The organism is Pseudomonas sp. N-137, assembly GCF_034555295.1.
In the GTDB taxonomy this organism is placed as follows: Bacteria; Pseudomonadota; Gammaproteobacteria; order Pseudomonadales; family Pseudomonadaceae; genus Aquipseudomonas; species Aquipseudomonas rhizophila.
Window position 1 is genome coordinate 129590 of record NZ_JAXUDQ010000009.1, and the last position, 22014, is coordinate 151603.

22 protein-coding genes and 4 tRNA genes are annotated in these 22014 nt (G+C 60.6%); 7 read left to right on the top strand and 19 right to left on the bottom strand.

From position 1 onward, the window contains the following. Positions 1 to 106 precede the first annotated feature (106 nt). Both T3A99_RS09330 and T3A99_RS09335 read right to left on the bottom strand, forming a co-directional pair. Positions 107 to 730, bottom strand: a complete 624-nt coding sequence (locus tag T3A99_RS09330) for a glutathione S-transferase family protein (RefSeq protein ID WP_047228176.1) — start codon at positions 728 to 730, stop codon at positions 107 to 109. 45 nt (positions 731 to 775) lie between these two features. After that, on the bottom strand, positions 776 to 1435 hold the full coding sequence (locus T3A99_RS09335; RefSeq protein ID WP_076383822.1) for a transglutaminase-like domain-containing protein: 660 nt from the start codon (positions 1433 to 1435) through the stop codon (positions 776 to 778). Positions 1436 to 1817: 382 nt separating this feature from the next. Here T3A99_RS09335 and T3A99_RS09340 point away from each other — a divergent pair, with 382 nt between their 5' ends. Both T3A99_RS09340 and T3A99_RS09345 read left to right on the top strand, forming a co-directional pair. Next, positions 1818 to 4265, top strand: a complete 2448-nt coding sequence (locus T3A99_RS09340; protein WP_322834240.1) for an acyl-CoA dehydrogenase — start codon at positions 1818 to 1820, stop codon at positions 4263 to 4265. 88 nt (positions 4266 to 4353) lie between these two features. Next, on the top strand, positions 4354 to 4761 hold the full coding sequence (locus tag T3A99_RS09345; protein WP_047228173.1) for a PA2817 family protein: 408 nt from the start codon (positions 4354 to 4356) through the stop codon (positions 4759 to 4761). 30 nt (positions 4762 to 4791) lie between these two features. On the opposite strand, the gene T3A99_RS09350 is transcribed toward T3A99_RS09345, so the two are convergent. Then, a complete protein-coding gene (locus T3A99_RS09350) occupies positions 4792 to 5748 on the bottom strand; it encodes a LysR family transcriptional regulator (RefSeq protein WP_322834241.1) in 957 nt (318 codons plus the stop codon). A 163-nt stretch (positions 5749 to 5911) separates the two neighbouring features. Between T3A99_RS09350 and T3A99_RS09355 the strand changes: the two genes are divergently transcribed. From T3A99_RS09355 to T3A99_RS09370, 4 genes are all read left to right on the top strand, one after another. Continuing rightward, positions 5912 to 6550 (top strand): LysE family translocator, encoded by a 639-nt coding sequence (locus T3A99_RS09355; protein WP_173406688.1) that lies wholly within the window; start codon positions 5912 to 5914, stop codon positions 6548 to 6550. Positions 6551 to 6959: 409 nt separating this feature from the next. Continuing rightward, positions 6960 to 8183, top strand: a complete 1224-nt coding sequence (locus tag T3A99_RS09360; protein ID WP_047228170.1) for a type II and III secretion system protein family protein — start codon at positions 6960 to 6962, stop codon at positions 8181 to 8183. Between the two features lie 56 nt (positions 8184 to 8239). Beyond that, positions 8240 to 8950, top strand: coding sequence for a tetratricopeptide repeat protein (locus T3A99_RS09365; RefSeq protein ID WP_047228169.1), 711 nt, complete (start codon positions 8240 to 8242; stop codon positions 8948 to 8950). A gap of 22 nt (positions 8951 to 8972) precedes the next feature. After that, positions 8973 to 9242 (top strand): DUF3613 domain-containing protein, encoded by a 270-nt coding sequence (locus T3A99_RS09370; RefSeq protein WP_047228168.1) that lies wholly within the window; start codon positions 8973 to 8975, stop codon positions 9240 to 9242. 584 nt (positions 9243 to 9826) lie between these two features. On the opposite strand, the gene T3A99_RS09375 is transcribed toward T3A99_RS09370, so the two are convergent. From T3A99_RS09375 to T3A99_RS09430, 12 genes are all read right to left on the bottom strand, one after another. Next, positions 9827 to 10792, bottom strand: coding sequence for a type II secretion system F family protein (locus T3A99_RS09375; RefSeq protein ID WP_047228167.1), 966 nt, complete (start codon positions 10790 to 10792; stop codon positions 9827 to 9829). Positions 10793 to 10819: 27 nt separating this feature from the next. Further along, a complete protein-coding gene (locus T3A99_RS09380) occupies positions 10820 to 11806 on the bottom strand; it encodes a type II secretion system F family protein (RefSeq protein WP_047228166.1) in 987 nt (328 codons plus the stop codon). Continuing rightward, entirely contained in the window at positions 11803 to 13236 is a 1434-nt protein-coding gene (locus tag T3A99_RS09385) for a CpaF family protein (RefSeq protein ID WP_047228165.1), read from the bottom strand. Before T3A99_RS09385 ends, T3A99_RS09380 begins: the two co-directional genes overlap by 4 nt. Positions 13237 to 13239: 3 nt before the next feature. Further along, entirely contained in the window at positions 13240 to 14460 is a 1221-nt protein-coding gene (locus tag T3A99_RS09390) for an AAA family ATPase (protein WP_047228164.1), read from the bottom strand. Next, positions 14454 to 14948, bottom strand: coding sequence for a TadE family protein (locus T3A99_RS09395; protein ID WP_322834242.1), 495 nt, complete (start codon positions 14946 to 14948; stop codon positions 14454 to 14456). The genes T3A99_RS09390 and T3A99_RS09395 overlap by 7 nt, the downstream gene beginning before the upstream one ends. Next, entirely contained in the window at positions 14948 to 15427 is a 480-nt protein-coding gene (locus T3A99_RS09400; protein ID WP_047228162.1) for a TadE/TadG family type IV pilus assembly protein, read from the bottom strand. The genes T3A99_RS09395 and T3A99_RS09400 overlap by 1 nt, the downstream gene beginning before the upstream one ends. An 8-nt stretch (positions 15428 to 15435) precedes the next feature. Beyond that, positions 15436 to 16773: a TadE/TadG family type IV pilus assembly protein gene (locus tag T3A99_RS09405; RefSeq protein ID WP_416221548.1), complete on the bottom strand. Its 1338-nt coding sequence runs from the start codon at positions 16771 to 16773 to the stop codon at positions 15436 to 15438. A gap of 76 nt (positions 16774 to 16849) precedes the next feature. Then, the gene (cpaB, locus tag T3A99_RS09410) at positions 16850 to 17662 is read right to left on the bottom strand and encodes a Flp pilus assembly protein CpaB (protein WP_047228161.1); all 813 of its coding nucleotides are present in this window, start codon (positions 17660 to 17662) and stop codon (positions 16850 to 16852) included. A gap of 15 nt (positions 17663 to 17677) precedes the next feature. Further along, positions 17678 to 19006 (bottom strand): ATPase AAA, encoded by a 1329-nt coding sequence (locus tag T3A99_RS09415; protein ID WP_047228160.1) that lies wholly within the window; start codon positions 19004 to 19006, stop codon positions 17678 to 17680. A 2-nt stretch (positions 19007 to 19008) separates the two neighbouring features. After that, complete coding sequence (locus tag T3A99_RS09420; protein WP_047228159.1) at positions 19009 to 19539, bottom strand: A24 family peptidase; 531 nt, start codon at positions 19537 to 19539, stop codon at positions 19009 to 19011. A gap of 26 nt (positions 19540 to 19565) precedes the next feature. Then, positions 19566 to 19760: a Flp family type IVb pilin gene (locus T3A99_RS09425; protein ID WP_047228300.1), complete on the bottom strand. Its 195-nt coding sequence runs from the start codon at positions 19758 to 19760 to the stop codon at positions 19566 to 19568. A 156-nt stretch (positions 19761 to 19916) separates the two neighbouring features. Next, complete coding sequence (locus T3A99_RS09430) at positions 19917 to 20111, bottom strand: Flp family type IVb pilin (protein WP_008070254.1); 195 nt, start codon at positions 20109 to 20111, stop codon at positions 19917 to 19919. A gap of 292 nt (positions 20112 to 20403) precedes the next feature. Between T3A99_RS09430 and T3A99_RS09435 the strand changes: the two genes are divergently transcribed. After that, the gene (locus tag T3A99_RS09435; protein WP_047228158.1) at positions 20404 to 21273 is read left to right on the top strand and encodes a DNA-binding response regulator; all 870 of its coding nucleotides are present in this window, start codon (positions 20404 to 20406) and stop codon (positions 21271 to 21273) included. A 59-nt stretch (positions 21274 to 21332) separates the two neighbouring features. Here the strand turns inward: T3A99_RS09435 and T3A99_RS09440 are convergent. From T3A99_RS09440 to T3A99_RS09455, 4 genes are all read right to left on the bottom strand, one after another. Beyond that, positions 21333 to 21408: transfer RNA gene (locus T3A99_RS09440), tRNA-Gly, on the bottom strand. A gap of 3 nt (positions 21409 to 21411) precedes the next feature. Continuing rightward, positions 21412 to 21487, bottom strand: a tRNA-Glu gene (locus tag T3A99_RS09445). A gap of 105 nt (positions 21488 to 21592) precedes the next feature. After that, positions 21593 to 21668, bottom strand: a tRNA-Gly gene (locus tag T3A99_RS09450). A 2-nt stretch (positions 21669 to 21670) separates the two neighbouring features. Beyond that, positions 21671 to 21746 (bottom strand) — tRNA-Glu (locus tag T3A99_RS09455). Positions 21747 to 22014: the final 268 nt, after the last annotated feature.

Below are 22014 nucleotides of genomic sequence, written 5' to 3' on the forward strand. Positions count from 1 at the left end.
AAACAATTAGATAAGGGCGCACGGCGAGCAATACAACCACGGCGCACGAAGGCAATGGTGCGTGGCGTCGCCGCACAAGTACAGTCAAGCGTGTCGATAGTAAGTATTAAGTCAACGCGGTCATGACCGCCTTGCGATACGCCGGACGCTGCTGCAGCCGGGCGTACCAGGCCTGTAGATGAGGCAGCGCAGCCCGCTCGATGGGCATCTCGAACCAGGCATAAATGAAACTGCCCAAGGGAATATCGCCCATGCCGATTTCATCCCCGGAGAGGTAGGGTTGCTCGCTCAACGTCTGGTCCGCCATCGCCAACAAACCATCGCAGACCTTGATCGCCGCATGGATGGCCGCCCAGTCCTGCTGCTCGGCGGGAGTACGCAAGACGCCCCAGAACACGGTGCGAAACGGATCGGCAAACGAGGAGGTGGTCCAGTCCATCCATTTTTCAGCCCTGGCGCGAGCCTGGGGGTCTGCCGGATACCAGGCCGAACCCGGAGCATGGCGAGACGCCAGATAACGCACGATGGTGTTGGATTCCCAGAGCACGAAACCGTCATCTTCGATCATCGGGACACGGCCGTTGGGGTTCTTGGCGCGATACTCGGGCGTGTCCACCACGCCGAACGCACCCCCTGCGTCGATGGCCTCGTAGGCCAGCCCCAGCTCCTCGGCGCACCACAGCGCCTTGCGCACATTCGATGAGTTTTTCCGACCCCAGATCTTCAGCATCACGGCTTGCTCCGATGGATAAATGCCGCAGCAGCATACGCCGGATCAGCCGCGACTCAAATCGCCCTGCATGTCGCCAAGCAGGGGCGGCAGTTGCTCGCCGAACAGGTGCGGGTAGCATTTTTCCAGGTGCTCGAAGAAGAACGCTTCGGGCACATCGGCGAATTGGCCGTGGTCGGTGACGTACTCCATCAGCTTGGCGCCCTGTCGATTGAACGGGTGGAAAACGCTGTCCTCGCGGCCATCGAATTCCAGGGGTGCCACATCGAACAACTCACACAAGCCTTGATTGAAGGCCGGCGTGGCCTTGACCCAGCGCTCGTTCAGATAGAACTCGGTATAACCGTGCATGGCGAACACGTCACTCTTGAGCAACTCCAGCAGGCGTGCAGTGGACAAGTGATTACGCACATCCGCCAGGCCGATGCGCGCCGGGATACCACAATGGCGGGCGCAAGCGGCCAGCAAGGTCGCCTTGGGCACACAATAGCTTTCACCGCAGGCCAGTGCGTAACTGCCACGCAGGGTCTGCGGATCGCGGCTGAAGGTATAGGGGTTGTAGCGCACGGCCTCGCGCACCGCGTAATACAGGCTGATTGCTTGTGCCTGCGGGTCGCGATCAGTGCCGCGATGAGTTTCGGCGAACTCAATGACCGCAGGGTGATCGCTGTCGATGAAGCGGCTGGGGTTCAGGTATTGCTGCATGGTCAGGACCTCACGGAAAACGCCTGCGTCCGTAGGAGCTGCCGAGTGCAACGAGGCGGCGATCTTTCCCGGACCATCGAGCCCTGAGAGAAAGATAGACAGATCAAGAGATCGTCCGAACGCGGCCCGCACCTTCGGCAGCGCCTATAGGGCTTGCTTCGAGTCTATCCAAAGCCCACCCTCGGTAATAACGGCGTTTACGCCAAACAATGGCGCTTTCTCACTTTGTTAACGAACGATTTCCCACGGATGTTGCCAACCAGACTGGCGCAATGCATCCAGGGTTTCCCACGAAATCAATCACATCGCGCCGACCGCCGGTTTTGCAGATGCCGTCTAAGCTCTGAGGGTCGGTTTTGCCCTGGTTCACGGAGGATTACATATGCTGTTGTTGTGGATACTGGTTCTGGTTGTCGGGAAAGCCTGGCTGGCGCATCGGCGTACCGCCCCGCTGCCCGCGCTGGGCATCATCGCAGCCTACCTGCTGGCCATGAGCCTGTTCAGCCCCGCTCCCGGTTGGCTGATGCTGATCTTCTGGATCGCGCTCGCCGCCGTCGCGGCTCCACTGCTGCTGCCGGACCTGCGCCGCAAGTATTTCAGCGCGCCGATGTTCAACTGGTTCCAGAAGACCCTGCCCCCCATGTCAGAAACCGAGCGCGACGCCATCGACGCCGGTACGGTGTGGTGGGACGGTGAACTGTTCAGTGGCCGGCCGGACTGGGACACGCTGCTGGCCTATCCCAAGGTGCAACTGACCGAGGAGGAACAGGCTTTCCTCGACGGCCCCACCGAAGAACTCTGCGCCATGGTCAGCGACTGGCAGATCGGTCAGGCCATGGACCTGCCACCCGCAGCCTGGGCACACATCAAGGAGCACGGCTTTTTCGCGCTGATCATTCCCAAGGAATATGGAGGCAAGGGCTTCTCCGCCTATGCCCACTCCCAGGTGGCGATGAAACTGGCCACCCGTAGCGGCGATCTGGCTTCCACCGTGATGGTCCCCAACTCCCTCGGCCCAGCCGAATTGCTGCTGCACTACGGTACCGACGAACAACGCAACCACTACCTGCCACGGTTGGCCCGCGGCGACGACATCCCCTGCTTCGCCCTGACCGGGCCGCTGGCGGGCTCCGACGCCGGGGCGATGCCCGACACCGGCATCATCTGCAAGGGCGAATGGGAAGGTCAGGAAACCCTGGGCCTGCGCCTGAACTGGGAAAAGCGCTATATCACCTTGGGACCGGTGGCCACCCTCCTCGGCCTGGCCTTCAAGGCCTATGACCCCGATCACCTGCTGGGGGATGAAGAAGACCTGGGCATCAGCCTCGCCCTGATTCCCACCGACACCCCTGGCGTCAATATCGGCCGTCGTCACCTGCCCCTTGGCGCCGCTTTCATGAACGGACCGAACTGGGGCAAGGACGTGTTCATCCCGCTGGACTTTCTCATCGGCGGCCAGCCCATGCTCGGCAAGGGCTGGATGATGCTGATGAACTGCCTGTCGGTCGGTCGGTCGATTTCCCTGCCGGCTGTGGGCACCGGGGCGGCGAAGTTCACCAGCCTGGTGACCGGCCAGTACACCCAGGTACGCGAGCAGTTCAACGTGCCATTGTCGGCCTTTGAAGGTATTCAGGAGGCCATGGCCCGTATCGGTGGCAACGCCTGGATGATGGACGCCGCCCGTATGCTGACCGCCAACGCGGTGGACCTGGGAGAAAAACCTTCGGTGCTGTCGGCCATCCTCAAATACCACCTGACCGAGCGCGGCCGCGAATGCATCAGCCACGCCATGGACGTACACGGCGGCAAGGGCATCATCATGGGGCCCAACAACTACCTGGGGCGTAGCTGGCAAGGTGCACCGATCTTCATCACGGTCGAAGGCGCGAATATCCTGTCACGTAACCTGATGATCTTCGGCCAGGGTGCGATTCGCTGCCATCCGTTCGTGCTCAAGGAAATGGCCTTGGCCACGCGTGAAGACAAAGACCAGGCGCTGATCGAATTCGACGGGTTGCTACTCAAACACATCGGTTTTGCCATCAGCAACGCCGCCAGCACCCTGGTGCTGAACCTGGGCCTGGGGCGTTTCGAAAGCGCCCCCGGCAACGCCTTGAGCCAGGGTTATTTCCGCGCCCTCAACCGGCAGGCGGCGGCATTCGCCCTGCTGGCGGACCTGAGCATGATGCTGCTGGGCGGTGAACTCAAACGTCGCGAACGCTTGTCGGCGCGCCTTGGGGATGTATTGAGCAACCTCTACCTCGCCTCCGCCGCGCTCAAGCGCTACCACGACCTGGACTCGCCGGACCATATGGAACCGCTGTTCACCTGGGCCATGGAAGAAAGCCTGGGCCAGGCGGAGCGGGCCCTGGACGAACTGCTGGACAACTTCCCGAACCGGGTGCTGGGTGGTCTGTTGCGCGTGGTGGTGTTCCCCTTCGGCCGTCGCCACAGAGGTCCGAGCGACAGGCTGGACGCTGAAGTGGCTGCAGTGATCGGCCGGGGCAAGGGCGACCCGACCCTCGAGGAGCTGCTACAGGGTTGCTATCGCCCGCAATCGGTCGACGATCCGGTGGGTGCGCTGCAGCACGCTTGCGACCTGCTCGCCGCGGCCCACCCGCTGCACAAGAAACTGCACGGCGCGCTCAAACAGGGTCAGCTCAACCCCGCTCCAGGCGAACAGGTCATCGACGCAGCCCTTGAAGCCGGCGTGCTACAGGCCGGCGAAGCCCAGACCCTGCGCGAGGCCGAAGCGGCCCGACGTAAAGTGATCGACGTGGATGATTTCGACAAGGAGGAACTCACGCTCGCCGAGGACAAGGTCCGCTGATCCTGGCGACCCTGTGCTCTGTGCCATGTAAAAACGGGCGCAAGCGCTTTATACTCCTGCGCCCGTTTTGCTCTTGAGGACTTATCTCGTGTCCAACGTCGTTGCCGATCACCTTGTCTTGCTTGACCACTTGCGCAGCATCCTGGTCGCCGTGGGTGAGGCAGACCAGGTTCCCGAAGAAAGCCATGCCCTGTTTCTGGAGCGCTTCGACGAATTGCGCGCGCAGTTGCCCGTTGATCCGATCGAAAGCCAGTACCTGGGCCAGGACCTGATGTGCCAGGTCATCGTCCGTTATCCACAGATCGCCCACCTGGTGCCTCGTGACCTGCTGTGGTACTTCGCCGGTGACTGCCTGCATTACATGCCCGACGAAGAAATCGCCTTGTACCAGGCTCTGGAAGAACGTCGTTTCGAAGCCGAGCAAAACGACGAACCCTTCGACTGGAACCAGGAAAAGCAATTGCTGGCGATGTCGGATCAGGACAGCAAGCACTGATTGCGATCAGTCATGCAAAGGCCCGCACGGTTAATCCGGCGGGCCTTTTTTGTGGCCCGCCTTGTTCAAAGTAGGCTCCTTCTCCAGGCATTCCACCAGATAATCAATGAACACCCGCAACTTTGGTGGCAGGTAACGGGTAGGCGAATGCAGCAGCCACAAACCACCCTGGTAAGAGGCCAGGAACGTCCAATCCGCCAGCACCTGCACGATCAAGCCTTGCTCCAGCGCATGATGGGCGGTGAAATACGGCAAGCTGCCGATGCCAATGTGCTGCAAGACAGCCTCCAGCCGCACGCCCGTATGATTGGCGGCATAACGTCCACGCACGCCCACGTGGACGGACCTGGTGCCTTTCCTGAATTTCCAGCGAGCGTCGTGTGGGGTTTCTCCCAGGTAGATGCAGCTGTGCTCCAGCAGGTCGTGGGGATGCTCGGGGATGCCGTGCTCGGCCAGGTAGCGCGGCGTGGCGCAGAGCAGGTGGTCAATGGTCAACAACTGACGTCCCACCAGCCCGACCGGCGGCTGGTCGGTGATCCGCAGCGCCAGGTCAACGTGATCGTCGATCAGATCGACCTGTCGATCCTCCAGCAGTAACTCCACATCGACCTTGGGGTAACGACGCAAGAACTCGGCTATGTGGGGATGAATGACAAAGCGCCCCACCGCCTTGGGCACGCTGACCCGGATCCGCCCCTCGGCTTCATGGGCGAACTGGCCACTGATTTCCATCACCGATCGGGCGGCGGCGACCATTTCCCGACAACGCTTGAACACTTCTTCCCCGCCATCGCTCAAGCGCAGCTTGCGGGTGGTGCGTTGCAGCAATCGGGTCGCCAAGGCTTTTTCCAGACGCGTGATGCTTCGGCTGACAGCCGACGGTGACACGCCTGATTGCCTGGCCGCTTCGGAGAAACTGCCGGTCTCCACGACCTTGACGAAAATGGCCATTTCGGCGAGCAAGGCCAGTGATTGATTTGTGCTCATGGAGCAAAAGCCCTGTGAAATTTGAACGGATTATCATCAATTTACACACAACTTATAATCCCGCACACATTCCGATGCGGGTATGGAATATCCGCACCTGAGCCTTTTCTCTTTTTAATCGGTTAGCGCCGCGTTGCCGCGCCCCTGACCGTTCGGAGTTGAAATGCTATCGAGCTACCTGGGCGAATTCCTGGCCCTGGCCACCGTTCATTTTCTTGCGGTGGTCGCACCCGGCCCTGATTTCGCCGTGACGATCCGCCAAAGCGTCCGTTTTGGCCGCTGGATCGGGATCTGCACAGCGTTGGGCATAGGCGCCGGTATCTCGGTGCATGTGATCTACACCTTGCTCGGGGTGGGTGCGCTGATGCACACCTTCCCCTGGTTGCTGATGGTCGCCAAGGTGGTGGGCGGTGCCTACATTCTTTACCTGGGCGTCAGCCTGCTGCGCAGCAGACCCAAATCCACGCTTGAAGGTGAACACCCCATCGATCAAAACGCTGCCCGGCAAACGCCATTCAAAGCGTTTGTCACCGGGTTTCTGACCAACGCCACCAACCCGAAAGCCACGCTGTTTTTCCTGGCCATCTTCACCACCCTGATCAGCACCACCACACCGCTGCAGATCCAGGCGTTGTACGGGGTCTGGATGTGCCTGGTGAATGCCCTGTGGTTTGTCGTCGTCGCGTTGTTTTTTTCCAGCGCCCGGGTACGGGAAGTGTTCATGCGCATGGGTCATTGGTTCGAACGGACCATGGGCGTCATCCTGATTCTGTTTGCCGGACGGTTGATCCTTTCGCTGTAAATACGTCCCGAAATCGCACAAAAGACAAATTATTGACGGCGACTTTGCCGAGAATTTCCCTCCCGTCACTTTTTAGTCGTTTTTTTTTGTTTATGGCGTGGCGCTTTGCCATGCATGAACTACCTTCAAAAAGAAGCGGGCACGGCGGTGAATAAATCACCCCCTAGGGCGACCCGATCAACACCGGTCACCCTGCTCGTCACCCCGGTATCGCGGGGCTCAAACAGTTTTTTCGAAAGCTGCCTGCCATTCAGTCAGGCCGGTGGGATGCGCTCGCTCGCTTGTAGCGACGAGGCGGTCACCACCGCCGCTCAATGGTCTGGTGCAATACAAGGGGCAGCCCGGGCCCCTTAAGTGATCCGAGGCATTTGTTAAGCCTAGGGACGGCCTCTCTGTCGAGGATCACTTCATGAGCTATCGTACCCCGCCCGCTTTAAAGCACTTGATCCATGGTCTGTTCTGGATGGGCCTTGGCCTGGAAGCGGCCCAGGCCGCAACGGCAAATTGTGCTCAGTTGGACAATTTGCCGGCGACCTTCGAGGTTGGCCAAGGGCTTCAGAACGAATTGCGTATCCTGGCCCCCGTAACGAAGCTGGCAGTGGGCGACCCGAAAATTGCCGACGTGCAACCCAGCGGCAGCGATGCCTTCATCCTTACGGGCCTGGCGCCCGGGGCCACCAGCCTGATGGTCTGGACGGCCTGCTCAAAAATCCCCCGCCAGAGCATGATCTTCGTCAAAGGCAGAGCCACCTCGGCACTGACCAGCGCCGCGAGCGTACCCTCCGAAGACCCCATGCTGCTTGCCCAGGTGCAGACTGACATCCGTTTCGTCGAAGTCAGTCGGACCAAGCTCAAGGAAGCTTCAACCTCTATTTTCGGCAGCCGTGGCAACTTCCTGTTCGGCGCGCCGAGAACCCTGCCCACCATCGGTGGCGTGGTGCGGCCTTCATTGCCGGTCAACAACGACATGTTCAACCTGTCTTTTGCCACCGGACAAACCCTGCTGATGATCAATGCGCTGGAAGGCAGTGGCTTTGCCTACACCCTGGCGCGGCCGAGCCTGGTGGCCCTGAGCGGGCAGAGCGCGAGCTTCCTGGCCGGCGGCGAAGTGCCGATCCCGGTGCCCAGTGCCGGCAGCGACAACGTGTCCATCGAGTACAAGGAATTCGGTATCCGTCTGACCTTGACGCCCACCGTCGTCGGAACCAACCGCATCATGCTCAAGGTGGCACCGGAAGTCAGTGAACTGGATTTCACCAACGCGGTGAACATCGCTGGCACGCTGGTTCCGGCGCTCACCGTACGCCGTACCGATACCAGTATTGCCCTGGCCGATGGCGAAAGCTTTGTCATCAGCGGCCTGATCAGCACGCGCAATGCCTCTCAGGTGAACAAATTACCGGGGTTGGGCGATGTTCCGATTCTCGGTGCGTTCTTTCGCGATAACTCCATCAATCGCGAAGAACGCGAGCTGCTGATGATCGTCACGCCGCACTTGGTCCAACCGTTGGCCGCCGACGCACAACTGCCAACGTTGCCGGGCGAACAGCTGCGCAATTACGACCCGAACTTCTACCGCATGTACTTCCTTGAAAACGGCGAGTTCGACAACCGTAACGGGCTGTCCCAATGAGCCGGGGCCTGAAGTGCAAGCGTCCACGTGTTCAACCTGATACGAGGGGACATTCAATGAAAGCGGTGATCGCGATAGCCGCAACGGTGCTGCTGGTCGGATGCGCCAGCAACGGCGTGGCTTCACGTCCGACCAGTTGCGCCAAGCCAGGCTCCGATCAGGAACTGGCGCTGAACCTGGCCGATGACATGGCCAATGACGGACGTTTGTATGCCAGCCTGGCGAACCTCGAAGGTCTGCCGGAGGATCTGGTCCAGGTCCGCCTGCGCAAGGCGCGAGTGCTGCGTCTGATGGGACGTAACGAGGCAGAGCCGTTGTACCAGAGCCTGCTCGGCACTTGCCTGGCCGCTGATGGCGAGCATGGCCTCGGCCAGTTGGCTGCCGCCAGGCATGATCATGCTGGCGCCACCGAACACCTTGAGCGCGCTGTGAAAATGTCCCCCACCGAAGGAAAAATCCGCAATGACCTGGGAGTTGTCTATCTCAATCAGCGACGGATCCCTGAAGCCCGCTTCGAGTTCATGACCGCCATGGAGCTCAGACAGTCAGACTCGCTGGCCGCCTTCAACATGGTGACGCTGCTGATTTACCAGGACAACTGGAAGCAGGCAGCCGAACTGGCAAACATGGCCAATCTGAGCCCCAAACAAGTGGCAGATGCTCAAGCCCGGGCGGAAAAAATCAGAGGCTCGGCCCCTGCCGGGGCGACATCCCCCGCGAACCGCTTGAGCGATGTGGCCGACGCCTCATCCGATGCGGTCAAGTAGCGCCTTACGAGGAGTCCAAGAGATGAAAACCAGACAACTGTTGATCGTGTGCATGACTTGCCTGTCCGCCACCGCCTGGGCCATTGAACCCGGCCCCTCTTCGGCTGCGCAACAGGGCACGGAGAGCTGGATGCAGCTGCAGATTCGCGGGGTGGTGGCCTCAACCCACCTGCAAACCGCCTCGGCCACCGAACGGGAATTGGCCATGCAGCGCTGGCTCAATAGCTTCAATTACCCGATCCCGGAATTCTTCGAACAGGACTCGGGTGGGGAAATCACCAGCAGCAACTGAAACACAGTGGAAAACAAAAGATCGCAGCCTTCGACAATGCCTACATCCGATCCGGTGTAGGCCTTTTCGAAGGCTGCGATCTTTTGCTCTGCCTTGCATCAAGCCGAGCACGCCTGTTTGTGGCGCGGGGCCCTATCCCCTCGGGTTGCGCAGCCCTCCAGGAAGCAACCGCCCATGCGAACTGAGTCTTGCGCGGGTCCGGCCAATGGGTGAGACGCCAATCCCCGGTTTCAGGACCGCTAAGCGGCCCAGCGGGGTTCAACCCTCTCGCCACGGGCGTTGGAGTTCGGTTGGGTATGGACTTCGATCGTTCCCACGCTTCTGCGTGGGAATGTCGCCAGGGACGCTCCGCGTTCCGCTTCTGGAAGGTGACGCAGAGCGTCACGGGATGCATTCCCACGCAGAGCGTGGGAACGATCAAAAATAACCCCTGGCTGAGTGTTGGCTTTCAGACTGTCACTATCGTGGCGAGGGAGCTTGCTCCCGCTGGGCTGCGCAGCAGCCGCAAACCGGGGCTGCAGCGCTGCTCGAGCGGGAGCAGGCTCCCTCGCCACAGGCTTGTACAACCGGGACCGTATGCCCCTCTACATATTTCCAAAGGCCCTGAACACGCCAATCATGGCGGGGCCGATGGCGACCAGGAAGAAGCTTGGCCAGAGGCAGAAGATCAGCGGAAAGATCAGCTTGGTACCGATTTTGGCCCCCATTTCCTCGGCCGCCTGGGTGCGCCGGTCACGAAACTCATCGGCGTAGATACGCAGGGTGTCGGCCACGCTGGTGCCGAAGCGGATGCTCTGGGCCAACAGGCTGACCAGGCCCTGGATATCATCCAGGCCGGTGCGCAGGGCCAGTTGCTTGAGAGCGTCGGTGCTGGTGATACCCGCGCGGATCTGCGCGTTCACCAGGGCCAGCTCTTCGGCCAGCTCAACCTGGCTGACCGACATTTCTTCGGCCACCCGTTCTATGGTGGTGGGCAGAGCCAGGCCTGACTCGACGCACACCACCATCAGGTCCAGCGCATCGGGAAATGCCGCCCGCAGCCGCGCTTGTCGCGCCTGCTTACGCTTGCCGACGTACAGCGCCGGCAGCAACCATCCGATACCCGCCATCAAGGTCGCCACCAGCAAACCGACAATCAAGGACACCTTGATCAGCGGCAGCAGCAGTAACGTAACGCCAAGCAGCAGCAACGGCAGCATCAGGCGCACGGCCCAGTACATCTGCACCGCCGATGCGGAACGGTAGCCGGCGTGTGTGAGCAGGGTCAGGGTGGCGCTGGCCTGGGCCGGGTCAGTCGCTGCGAACCGCTGGCCGACCCGCTCCAGCAAGAGTTGCAGGTTACCTGGCGCCTCCTGCCCTTGCGTGCTGCCGGAATATCCCCGCTTGATCAGCGCCAGACGCCGTTGCACCGGGTCCTGCAGGCCGAGCATCAGCAAGATCATGGCGACGACCGCCAGTACCGTACTGAGACCGATCACGGCGATGAACAACAGCCGTGCCGCCTCCTCGTTTCCCGTAAACCGACTGAACAACCCGAGCAGAAAATCCATGACTGATACCTCTCGCCGCAAGGGCGCTTAAACCTGGATCCGGATGATTTTTCGGATCCAGAGAATCCCCAGCAACATGGCGCCGAACGCGAACATGATCAGCTTGTGGCCTATAGGGTCGTTGATCAGCACCGGCATGTAGCTGGGGCTGGTGAGCACAATGGCGATCGCCAGCACGAAAGGGATCGCCACCAGCACCCAGGCCGACATGCGCCCTTCCGCCGACAAGGTCCGGATCTTGCGCTGGAAGCGGAAGCGCCCGCGGATCAAGCGGCTCAGGCGCTCCAGCACTTCGGTCAGATTGCCGCCGGTTTCGCGGTGGATAAGTATGGAGGTCACCAGCATCATCACCGTCATGCTCGGCATGCGCTCCAACAGCCCGAGCATGGCCCGGCGCACATCGTTGCCATAGTTGATGTCGGCGAAGGTCATGCCGAACTCCTGGGCGACCGGCCCCCTGTGCTCCTCGGCAACCAGGCGCAGGGTTTCGTTGAACGGGTGCCCGGCGCGCAAGGCCCGGCACATGGCGTCCAGCGCATCCGGCAAGCCTTCCTCGAAGGCGGCGAAGCGCTTGCTACGATCACGCATGATCTTCAGCACCGGCAGCCAGGTCACCGCAAAGGCCGCCAGCAGCGCCATCCACCACACCGGCCAGAACATCAACACCACGGCACCGGCCGCTACGCCCAGGGCCAGGCCCAGCGCCATTACCCGATAGGCCCGGTATTCGTGGCCGGCCTGCTCGATCAACTGGGTCAGGTTGGCCATGAACGGCAATTGTTCAAGCCGGGCCTCCAGGGGCGACAAGCGCGTCAGGTACTTCTGCCGCAACACGGTCTGCATGTTGGGCAGATGGTTGGCCTTCTCCAGCACATGCAGGCGCCCACGGATGCGCTTGCGCATTTTGCCGGCCTCGCCGAACACCGGCACCACCACACCCTGGGACAGGAGGAAGACGGCGATGAACACCATGGCGAGAAAAATCAGGATGAACTCACTGGGGATGTTGTTCATGACGTCCGAGCCTCCATCCACTCAGGGCGGAACAGGGTCAGCGGCAACTCGATGCCGCGCCTGGCCAACACGTCGCGAAAGGCCGGGATCATGCCGCTGGGCCGATAATCCCCCAGCACCTCGCCGTTTTCCCCGATGCCTTGGCGCGTGAAAGAGAAAATTTCGGTCATGGTGATGATCTCCCCTTCCATGCCGTTGATCTCTTGCATGCTCACCACACGACGTTTGCCGTCTTCTTGACGCTCCAGCTGGATCACCACATCGATGGCAGAGGCAATTTGTTGACGCATGGCCTTGATCGGAAAAGTCGCGCCGGTCATCGACACCATGTTCTCGATTCGCCCCAAGGCATCGCGCGCGGTATTGGCGTGGATTGTGGTCAACGAGCCATCGTGGCCGGTGTTCATGGCGGTGAGCATGTCCAGCGCTTCGGCGCCGCGCACTTCGCCGATGACAATGCGGTCCGGACGCATCCGCAGGCTGTTGCGCACCAGTTCCCGCTGGCTGACCTCGCCGCGCCCCTCGATGTTCGAAGGACGGGTTTCCAGGCGCACCACGTGAGGTTGCTGCAGTTGCAGTTCGGCCGAGTCCTCGATGGTAACGATGCGTTCGTTGTGGGGGATGAAACTGGACAGCACGTTGAGCATGGTGGTCTTGCCACTGCCGGTGCCGCCGGAAATCAGCACATTCAAGCGCCCACGGACAATCGCCTTGAGCAACAAGGCAATGGCTGGGGTCATGGTGCCCACCTGGATCAGGCTGTCAGTGTTGAGCAGGTCCACCGCAAAACGACGGATCGACATGCTCGGACCGTCGATGGCCAGTGGCGGGATGATTGCGTTGACCCGCGAGCCGTCCTTGAGCCGGGCGTCCACCAAAGGGGACGACTCGTCGATACGCCGGCCCAGGCTGGAGACGATGCGATCAATGATGTTCAGCAGATGCTGGTCGTCGCGAAAGCGCACGTCGGTTCTTTGCAGCTTGCCGAAGCGCTCGACATAGACCGAGGCAAAACCGTTGACCAGGATGTCGGACACGCTATGGTCGGCCAGCAACGGCTCCAAAGGCCCCAGCCCGAGCACTTCGTCGGTGATCTGCTTGATGATCAACTGACGGCTGGCGGAGCTTACCGGCGCCGAATGCTCATCGAGCAAACGCTGGCAGATATCGCGTATCTGCCTCGCCGCCTCGGCCTGCTCGAGGGAGTCGAGCAAGGACAGGTCCATGACCTTGAGCAGTTGCTGGTAGATTTTTTCCCGCCATTGGGCTTCCACCGGGGTGACCTGACTACGGGTTTCGTAGAGCACGTCGGGGATGGCATGTTCCCAGGCCATCAATTGCTCTGTCGGATCCGGCAGGCTGTCGCCAGCCAGTTCAATGGCCGGTTTACCGGACTGTTTACGCAAGCGGTTGCGGAAGTCGCTGATCATGGGTCATCCCCCGAAAAAACGGTTGAAGGCACGTTTGAGCAGGCCTTTGTCTGCGGCCATCTGGTGACCGACCAGGTCTTCGGTCAAATCGCGCAGGGCAACGGTGATGGCCGCCCTCGGCGCATGCAGCCCCAACGGCACGCCAGTGTTCTGACTCTGGCTGACCAGGTTGAAGTCATTGGGTAATTTCGACAGGTTGGTGCACCGCAGGGCTTCTGCGACATCCTTGAGGCTGACCGCAGCCGCCTTGTCATAGCGGTTGACCACCACCTGCAACTGGTCCCCACGTACGCCCAGGTCCTCGCGAAGAATCCGCACCAGGGCGCTGGCATCGCGCAGATGGCTGACGCTTTGTTGAACCACCACGTAGACCCGGTCGACCTGCTCCAGCACAGAGCCGGTGAGGTGGTCGATCTGACGCGGCAGGTCCACTACCACCCAGTCATAGCTGGCACGGGCCAATTGCAACAAGGCGTCGAGTTGTTCCGGCTGGGCGTCCTGTGGCAGGCACAACTCGCCGCTACGGCCACCCAGCACGTGCAGGGTCGGACTGAAGTGGCTGCAAAAACCCCGCAGGGCGATACTGTCCAGGTCCTCGACCTGTTGCAGCACTTGCAGATGGCTATGGGATTGGGCCACATCCAGATAGTGGGTCACGCTGCCAAATTGCAGGTCCATATCCAGCAGCAGAGTGGTTCCTGCCTGGGCGCTGAGTTGCTGGGCCAGATTGCAGGCCACCAGCGTTGCACCGGAACCACCCTTGGCGCCGATCACGGCGACCAGCTTGCCCTCGGCGCCGTGGCCGACGCGGACCTCCGCAACCAGACGATTCAGGGCGGCCACCAGTTCCGTCTCGGCGAAAGGCTCGGGCAGCACGTCCCGGGCACCGGCCTGCATTGCCAGCCGCATGCCTTCCTGCTCGCCCATCAGACCGCACACCAGCATCGGTGGACGCTCATGGGCAGGCCGCTGCAGCAACGCCGCCAGCTCTTCGCGCCACAAGTGACTGACCCGCAACAACAGCAGATCGGGCATCCGCTCCAGGCCATAGAGCGGATCGACATGGCCGTTGCTCACCAGGCGCGTGCTCACTTCCAGGCAAGGCATGCGCTGGCAGACGCATTGCAAGTCGCGCAGGGACGAAGCGTCACGGCTGCTGATCAGTAACCGCAGCCCGGCTTTGCCGGTGACGGTCGACAGTGGAGTTTCCCTGGTATTCAGCATGGTGTGATCTCCCCGGAATCGGAATGACGCCCAAGGCTTTCGCGTGGCAAGGTCGCCCTGAATGTGGGCAAGGTAATGGGCACGCCAAACCCAGGAATGAACAGATTGAAAACGAAGTTCTGCACGCTCAACTGGACGTAACGGATAGCGCGGAAGCCGTTGGCGCTGACCGTGTCGGCGGGGTTCGCCACCACCGCGCCGTTCACATCCAGATAGGTCAGCGCCAGGTTCGAGGTGGCGAGGCTGCTGATCAGTTGGCTGGTGCCTGCGTCCGTCGCGGCGTTGAAGATGGCCCGGCGCAACACCACCGGATCGTTGATGTTGCACACCGCCGCCAGACGCGCACCGCGCCGCGCGGCCTCATCCAAGGCATTGGCGGTGAAATACAGCCGGCCCATCTCCACCACGCCAAACAGCAGGGTGAACACCAGCAGGCCAACGAAGGCGAACTCCACGATATAGGTGCCTTGCATGTGCTTGTTGTTCATCACAACGCCCTCATGACGGTGGTCGCGACCAGTGGGATACCCAGCGCAATGGCACTGCCGAAAAAACCGGGAATTGTTCCGCCGCAATTGCCCGCTCCAATCACCGGGCAAAAGGTGTAGGTGATGGTGACACGCACATGGTCAGCCCCCACCGCCGCGACCTCCACGTTAGCCGTGGTCAACCCAGCCACCACAGCGGTGCCGGCCTGGCTCGGGGTGCCATACACCGCGACGTTTTTCGTCTGGGTCTGCAGCGTGTTGTTCAGGGCAATGGTGCCCAGGGTGGTATTCCAGGCCTGGCTGGCGACGAATCGATTGGCATCACGGCTGGCCTGTAGCAGCACGTTGTATTGGAAGAGCATGCGGCCGAACTCGCCAAAAGCCAGCAACAGCAGCAACAACAATGGCAGCACCAGGGTGAACTCCACCAGCGCCACGCCTTGCTGGGCCTGCGCGGGTTTGAAATGGGCAAGTCTCATGACGCCTCCTACGAGTCGGTGCTCGGAGTGCCGCTGCCGTTGAGATAGGTTTTGTAGAGCTGAATGACCTGCGGCCCGGTATCGCTGACCGGCGTGGGGCCGGGCACATTATCGCCTTCGCATTCCTGGACGAACTGACCAAAGATGATGGAGTCCGAACCTCCGCCATTCACTGGTTGCACGACGAAGTAGCAGCCAAAACCCAGGACAGGAATCGAGGTAGAACCGCTCAGTTTGCCGGTGCAGTCACCAATCACGATCTTGAGCATCCGCCGTTCGAAAACCCCGTTGCTCTCACAGCCATTGCCAGCTCCGGCCACACAGGCGGCAACCGCTGTTCGCCAGTCGTTGTAGTCCAGTATTGCCTCGCCGCCGGCCGAGAGATCGCCGTTGCTCGAAGTAATGGGCTGTCCTTTGTATTGCGCCTGGGAGAGCGAATCGTTATAGGTCATCGCCGGGTTGCTCGAAGTGGTGACCAGGTCGGGTGGATAGTCCGAAGAACTGACCGGACCGTTATAGATACCGAATCGCGTGTTCAAGCCCTGGGAAGTCGGGCCGGCTTTGTTGCCCGGTGCGGTCTGGACGTTGTCCCCGACACTGCGGCAGACCGAACCGCCGCCCGCCAAGTCTTCGCGCACAGCACTGCCGCCGGAGCCGAAATCGAGCAGTTGGAAATTGCCCGGGCCAATGGGCGACGTGTTGCCCGCGGCCGTCTTCAGCACCGTCAGGTCGCCAAAGCGGTAACTCCAGAAATTTCCGGCAGCCGGGTCGTATTGGCTGGTGTCGCCGCAGACCATCAAGGGCGCCAGATCACACGGAGCCGTCGGGCTGGGGCCTGCGGTGGCGATCGCCGCCACGGCCTTGTTGCCCAGGCCGGCACTGCCCATCGTTTGAACGAAACTCCAGAAAAAACCGCTCAACCGATAGCTGGACACCGACACTCGCACGTATTTGGCATCCGCCGGCCCGGGATAGGAGAACGGACCATAAACGCTGCTGGCCAACTCCACTGCGGCGAACGCAGCCGGGTTGCCGGCGACAGCGGTTGCCAGTTCAGCGTTGCCCGCAGCGTCGGCATTGCGTGTCAGCGTGTCCAGGGCAGCGGCCCGAGTCGTGCTGGCCATGTTGAGCCCTCCCGTCACCTGGCTCAGGGTCTTGGCGCCGCTCAGGGCCGCGGCATCCACGGCATTTTGCAGACGGGTCTTGTTCAGCAGCATGTGTCCGCCATCCAGGGCCAATGCCGCCATCATGGAAATCGCCATTAACGCGATCACCATCAATACACTCACTGCTCCTTCCTGGCGCCGAGGCGTCGCAGTGACAGGCTGCCGGATACTGGGATTCATGATCGAGCCCTCGTTTGCCGACACGTGAGGATCGGCATCGCCATGGCCGAAGGGACCAGGCATTTTTCTACGCGTTTCAGTGAACGTTGACGACGCTGCTTTCAACTCCACGGATCACCGTGATCCCGCTGGCCTGCGCTTTGGGGCTGCGCTGCACTACGGGCTTTGGCACCGCAGCAGTCGCCACCGCCATCACCGGAGCCGGAGGGGGCGCCACGACCACGGTTTTTTTCTCCAGGTTCAGCGGGTTACGCAAGGCCAGTTGCAACTTGCCTTCGGTCTGCGCAGTCACCAGGGCCTCCGCTTCAGTGGCCGACATTTCCAGCGTCACGGCCCTTACCACCACCGGCTGGGTCTTGTCGGTGCCCGCCGTCTGATCCACCGCCAGCACCCGCAGGTTTTCAAGAATGGTCCGGGACACGGCGTTGTTACTGCCGGCGCTGGTGGTCTTGGTTGCCAGCACGTCGACCCGGTTCCCCGGCAACAGGAACCCACCCACACCGACCACATCATCGACCCGTACCGATATGGCGCGTTTGTCAGGATCGATCAGGGACGCCAGGGTGCTGCCACCCAGGTGCTCACTCAGACGCGCGCCCCGCACGATGTCACCGCGCAGAATGTCGAACGTTGCGATCTTGCCCACGGCCTGTTCGCTGGAGTCAAAGGCATCGTCCGGGATCGTATCCATGGGCATGCGCACGGTCGTGACCTGTTGGGCCTCGACCATCTGCCCGAAGGGAATTGGTACGGTGGCGACCACCACACTTCGCAAGTGGTCATCGGGTTTGGCGTTAAGTCGTGCGCTCAGCCAGGAGTCAGCCATCCATGCGGCACCCAGGCCCATTACCAGGGAAACGCCAATCAGCGAAAGCGTACGAGAGCTCATGTCGGTATCTCCGATTCAAAGGAAGTCGAGCTGAACGAAGTAGTTGTGCCAGGCCCATTCCAGCTCTTGCGGCAACAGGGGCCCGGAACCGCCCAGGTAACGCTGGCGGTCGAGCGCCATGTTCAACAGGTCACGGGGATGGCAAGGCACCAGCGGCATGCCCTCGCCGGCATAAAGCTGCTGCAGCACATAGCGCACCAGCAGCGGGTCATGGGGAATGCCCAGACGTTCGCACTCCTGGCGCCAGATGCGCTCGTATTCTTCGGGCTTGAGGTAACCGAACTGCACCTTGTAGCCAATGCGGCGCAGAAAGGCCTCGTCAGCCAGTTCCAGGGGGTTGAGGTTGGTGGAAAACACCAGGACCAGATCGAACGGCAATTCGCAATGGCGACCGCCGCCCAGGTTGATGAAGTCGCGCTTCTCTTCCATCGGCACGATCCAGCGATTGAGCAATTCGGCCGGGGCCATGCGCTGGCGTCCCATGTCATCGATGATGAACAGGCCGTTGCTGGCCTTGAGCTGCAACGCGGCCTGGTATTGGCGAGTAAAGGGGTCATAGCGAACGTCCAGCTGCTCCATGTTCAACTCGCCGCCCGTGATGACAATCGGGCGTTTGCAGCACAGCAGCCGACGGTCGATGCCTTCATTGAGCATCAGATTGTTCGATTGACTCTTGTCATCCAGGCGCTGATGCACTTGCGGGTCATAGATCTCGATCACCGACTCATTGATGACGATGGCATGGGGCACCCAGATGGCCTCGGCGAACAGCCGGATAAGACGACTGCTGACATAGGTCTTACCCGTGCCCGCCGGGCCGTAAATCATGATCGCCCGCCCTGAATTCAGTGCCACACCCAACTGATCGAGCATGCCTTGCGACAGCACCATGCCGGCCAGGGCCCGTTGCATGTCGGTGGCGGTGATACGCCCATGGTGAATGGTCTGGATCTTGATCAGGGACCGATAGCTACTCACCGGAAAAGGTGCCGCACCGATATAGCCACTGCGAGACAGGGCATCGCGGGCGGCACTGCGGCCACGTTCGGTCAGGCCGTAACGCAAGGCCTGCACACTTGTTTGCCCGAGCTGGCCGAGCACTTCGACACGACCGTCCTTGCGCAGGAACGCCAGGACTTCTTCCAGTACCGCGCCGGTCAGCGCCAGGCGTTCCACCAGCCGCGGCAGGTCCAACACACCGGCGTCGTGCAGATGCTTGCAGACCAGCTCGCCGAGAAAACTGTCGGTCAGGCCGGTGTCTTGAATCGTGCATGGCTGAGGTGCCAGGCGTTGCACCGCTTCCCGTTCACTGGGGTAGGCATCACTATCGTTGATGACGTGCATGACTAGACTCCCCAGCCATCGGCAATCAGCTGCCAGTAGACGCTGTTCAAGGTGCCGATCAGGATCGCGATCGAATAAGGAAAAGGTTTGCCGGCCACTTCATCCGCGGTAGGTGCCAGGTAAGCCTGGGCCCGCACAATCAGCCAGTAACGCTGGAGGGTCTGGAGCAACTGACCGCGGGCCAGCACGATCAGAAAACCGCACACGCCACCAGCAATCAGGCTGAACAGCGCAGCCCACAATGCGTAATGAACCGGCAGGAAACTGCCCACCATGGCCATCAACTTGACGTCTCCGGCGGCCATGCCACCCACCGCATACATGGGCAAAAACAGCGCAAAACAGACCAGCATGCCCAGCAGGCTGTCGCCCGTTCCGCTGATCCCGCCTGTATAAGTCTGACCGGCCAAACCCAAGGCCAGGCCCAACAGGACCAGCGTGTTGGGGATGCGGTGGCGAAGCAAATCGCTCACCACCGCCACACCCAGCAGTCCTAGCAGCAGCACCGTCGACACCAGCAATTCCATGGACATGGCGCGTCTCCCTGTTGCAGTTATCGTTAGCAGGCCACGTTGCCGTTGACGGCCTGGCACAGCGCACGGATCTTGGTGTCCACCGCGCCGCCCAGAAGAACGAAGGCTGCCGCCACCAACACCGTGATCAAACCTCCCGCGACGGCGTATTCCACAATGGTCAGGCCATCTTCATCTTTGGCGAACCGGCTGATCGAAGTTCTTATTGTGTGCAGAGTCATTTTTTTCACCTCACCTTTGAATAAAGGTTGTAACGCCATGAACTGAGTTGTCGGGGACAACGCCAAGTCCATTTGAGTGATTCGTTGTACTCACAGCAAAAGAGTCGCAAGCGAGGCTTCCTTGAAAGCTGCCGTGTCCCCGCGCAGTTATCGCTATCAGCAGGCAACGTTGCCGTTGACGGCCTGGCACAGCGCGCGGATCTTGGTATTCACGGCACCGCCCAGAAGAACGAAGGCGGCGGCCACCAACACCGTAATCAACCCACCGGCCACGGCGTATTCCACAATGGTCAGGCCGTCTTCATCTTTGGCGAACTTCAGCACCGAAGCCTTGATTGTTTGAAGAGTCATTTTGCGCACCTCATCAGGGTTGTTTTCAGAGGCAGTACATTTGCAACTGCCTGATGCAACCCTAGTCAGCGGGTGGGGATAGCCGTTAGGAGGATTTTGCACATCGCTAGGATTATTTTGCGGGGGGAGCCAGGCATGCCTTGCGATTGCAACTCGCAACGATTCGCGCTCTGGCGTTCTGAGCATACGGCGCTTAAAAAACCGGCTTTTTATAAAAAATTATTCGGCGAAGTGATGGCACATTGGCAATACTGCTAGCTTAAGGGCAGTCGCAACGCTGAGTGGTAAGCACATGCCATCGAATCTGACTAGAAAGCCAAAGCTGTTGTGGTTCGATCTGACTCACGATCGGTCCACCCCGGAACTTGTCAGCCAGTTCGAGGACACTTGCGACTGCACCCAGGCAAAAGATGCCCTGCTGCCCGGCGGGGAACAGGCGGACATGATCTGCATCCATTTCGATCGCCCGGATACGCCGGGCCTGAGGCGGTTGCTGGAGATCAAACGCACCGTCCCTGCCACTCCCATCACCATGTTCACCGTGCAGCACTCCGAAGAACTGGCGGTCTGGGCCATGCGCTCGAGTGTGTGGGAATACATGGTACTGCCCCTGTCAGCCACAGAGAGGAAGCGCTACCTGACTGCCCTGGTGCAATTATGCGAGTTACGCCGCCACACCTGTGGCCCGCGCAAGACTTCGTTGATCGACCACGCGCCCACCCTGCCAGACAGCATCCGCCTGACCTCGGGGCACCAGAAACACCAGGCCCTGAGCCATATCATGCTGTACATCGACCAGCATTTTCGCGACAGCATCGATCAGCGGGACCTGGCCAAGCGATGCGGCATGACCACGTTTCGCTTCAGCCGTGTGTTCAAGGAAGCCAACGGGCTTGGCTTCACCGATTACGTGCTGAACAAACGCATGAGCTTTGCCAAGGAACTGCTCGACAATAGCCAGATGCCTATCACCAGCATCGGCTATGAGGCAGGGTTCAAGGATCCCTCCTACTTCGCCCGCGCCTTCAAGCAGTACGCCAACTGCACACCCAGTGAATACCGCCTGGCGCGGCAGATGCGAACAATGATTCCCGCTCCCGATCTGCCGGAAAACGAGCGTGCAGACGCACTTGAGAGCCTGGTGGAGAGCCTCGAAGATTGAAGCGCGCTTTTTCACGGACGAAAAAAAACGCCGCTCAATGAGCGGCGTTTTTTTGAATTTGGAGCGGGAAACGAGACTCGAACTCGCGACCCCGACCTTGGCAAGGTCGTGCTCTACCAACTGAGCTATTCCCGCAAATGGCGTCCCCTAGGGGACTCGAACCCCTGTTACCGCCGTGAAAGGGCGGTGTCCTAGGCCACTAGACGAAGGGGACACGCTGCCCGGAACACATGGTGTGTGTTCCAGTGCCCAGATCCGCACCCGAAGATATCGATTCTGGTTTCACTCAGCCCTGCCCGAAGGCAACGCTGTTTAAAATTGGAGCGGGAAACGAGACTCGAACTCGCGACCCCGACCTTGGCAAGGTCGTGCTCTACCAACTGAGCTATTCCCGCATTGGCGTCCCCTAGGGGACTCGAACCCCTGTTACCGCCGTGAAAGGGCGGTGTCCTAGGCCACTAGACGAAGGGGACACACGTACAACATTCACTGCTTATCGCGTTTGGCTAAGTGCTTTACGCTGTAAGTGGCGCGCATTCTATGGATGGATTGCTGGGTCGTCAACCCCCAGATATAAATTTATTTAAATCAATGACTTCGCCCGGTTTAGGGGCTGTTCGCACATTTTGCCCGTCCGGTCTCTGGCGCCTATATTCTGTCATCCGCCAAGACGTTATAGTCGTGTCCGACAAATAGTGGCAATGTGCATCCATATTCGCCGCACTTCCATACGCAGTGCCA

What these genes read in the sequence shown, in the direction of transcription:
- T3A99_RS09330 (WP_047228176.1), bottom strand. Translation starts at nt 730, where the DNA reads ATGCTGAAGATCTGGGGTCGGAAAAACTCATCGAATGTGCGCAAGGCG.
- T3A99_RS09335 (WP_076383822.1), bottom strand. Translation starts at nt 1,435, where the DNA reads ATGCAGCAATACCTGAACCCCAGCCGCTTCATCGACAGCGATCACCCT.
- T3A99_RS09340 (WP_322834240.1), top strand. Translation starts at nt 1,818, where the DNA reads ATGCTGTTGTTGTGGATACTGGTTCTGGTTGTCGGGAAAGCCTGGCTG.
- T3A99_RS09350 (WP_322834241.1), bottom strand. Translation starts at nt 5,748, where the DNA reads ATGAGCACAAATCAATCACTGGCCTTGCTCGCCGAAATGGCCATTTTC.
- T3A99_RS09355 (WP_173406688.1), top strand. Translation starts at nt 5,912, where the DNA reads ATGCTATCGAGCTACCTGGGCGAATTCCTGGCCCTGGCCACCGTTCAT.
- T3A99_RS09360 (WP_047228170.1), top strand. Translation starts at nt 6,960, where the DNA reads ATGAGCTATCGTACCCCGCCCGCTTTAAAGCACTTGATCCATGGTCTG.
- T3A99_RS09365 (WP_047228169.1), top strand. Translation starts at nt 8,240, where the DNA reads ATGAAAGCGGTGATCGCGATAGCCGCAACGGTGCTGCTGGTCGGATGC.
- T3A99_RS09370 (WP_047228168.1), top strand. Translation starts at nt 8,973, where the DNA reads ATGAAAACCAGACAACTGTTGATCGTGTGCATGACTTGCCTGTCCGCC.
- T3A99_RS09375 (WP_047228167.1), bottom strand. Translation starts at nt 10,792, where the DNA reads ATGGATTTTCTGCTCGGGTTGTTCAGTCGGTTTACGGGAAACGAGGAG.
- T3A99_RS09380 (WP_047228166.1), bottom strand. Translation starts at nt 11,806, where the DNA reads ATGAACAACATCCCCAGTGAGTTCATCCTGATTTTTCTCGCCATGGTG.
- T3A99_RS09385 (WP_047228165.1), bottom strand. Translation starts at nt 13,236, where the DNA reads ATGATCAGCGACTTCCGCAACCGCTTGCGTAAACAGTCCGGTAAACCG.
- T3A99_RS09390 (WP_047228164.1), bottom strand. Translation starts at nt 14,460, where the DNA reads ATGCTGAATACCAGGGAAACTCCACTGTCGACCGTCACCGGCAAAGCC.
- T3A99_RS09395 (WP_322834242.1), bottom strand. Translation starts at nt 14,948, where the DNA reads ATGAACAACAAGCACATGCAAGGCACCTATATCGTGGAGTTCGCCTTC.
- T3A99_RS09400 (WP_047228162.1), bottom strand. Translation starts at nt 15,427, where the DNA reads ATGAGACTTGCCCATTTCAAACCCGCGCAGGCCCAGCAAGGCGTGGCG.
- T3A99_RS09405 (WP_416221548.1), bottom strand. Translation starts at nt 16,773, where the DNA reads ATGAATCCCAGTATCCGGCAGCCTGTCACTGCGACGCCTCGGCGCCAG.
- cpaB (WP_047228161.1), bottom strand. Translation starts at nt 17,662, where the DNA reads ATGAGCTCTCGTACGCTTTCGCTGATTGGCGTTTCCCTGGTAATGGGC.
- T3A99_RS09415 (WP_047228160.1), bottom strand. Translation starts at nt 19,006, where the DNA reads ATGCACGTCATCAACGATAGTGATGCCTACCCCAGTGAACGGGAAGCG.
- T3A99_RS09420 (WP_047228159.1), bottom strand. Translation starts at nt 19,539, where the DNA reads ATGTCCATGGAATTGCTGGTGTCGACGGTGCTGCTGCTAGGACTGCTG.
- T3A99_RS09425 (WP_047228300.1), bottom strand. Translation starts at nt 19,760, where the DNA reads ATGACTCTGCACACAATAAGAACTTCGATCAGCCGGTTCGCCAAAGAT.
- T3A99_RS09430 (WP_008070254.1), bottom strand. Translation starts at nt 20,111, where the DNA reads ATGACTCTTCAAACAATCAAGGCTTCGGTGCTGAAGTTCGCCAAAGAT.
- T3A99_RS09435 (WP_047228158.1), top strand. Translation starts at nt 20,404, where the DNA reads ATGCCATCGAATCTGACTAGAAAGCCAAAGCTGTTGTGGTTCGATCTG.